Annotated in this window: 1 pseudogene; it reads right to left on the bottom strand. The window is 68.9% G+C overall.

The annotated features are described in order from the left end of the window. Positions 1-267, bottom strand: a pseudogene (locus J0695_RS38390) (hypothetical protein); the annotation flags it as partial. Positions 268-418: the final 151 nt, after the last annotated feature.

The following is a 418-nucleotide window of genomic DNA, read 5'->3' as shown; positions in this document are numbered from 1 at the left end:
GTCCCGGGTGGGGCTGTGGACGACGCTGCCGGTGCAGGAGGTGGTGCCGGTGCCGACGGCCGCGGTGTCGAAGAAGAACGTGCCGACCATGGGGATGCCATCGAAGTACGTCCCGTTGACGAGGAGGGCGCTGCGGGGCGACGGGGCGGTGTCCCGCGGGGCGTCGACCGGGGTGGCCGTGGCCATGCGTTCTGCGGTCCAGTACGGCTGCTGGGGCGGGCAGAGGGCCGCGTACAGGGTGAGTGCCGTCAACCAGAGTTTCCACACGGGCCGTACGGTACGACGTAAAAAGGGGGCAAAGCGGGTAACCCCCGGGGTCTTCAGGGCATCTTCCCCGGCGTGATGAGCCTGACGGGGACAACCTTCTTCCTGACCACCATCGTGCTGACCGTGGTGGCCGTGGTGCTGCCGCTGCTCC

This window comes from Streptomyces beijiangensis, assembly GCF_017315755.1.
Classification (GTDB): Bacteria; Actinomycetota; Actinomycetes; order Streptomycetales; family Streptomycetaceae; genus Streptomyces; species Streptomyces beijiangensis.
This window is presented reverse-complemented; position numbering and strand designations above follow the sequence as displayed.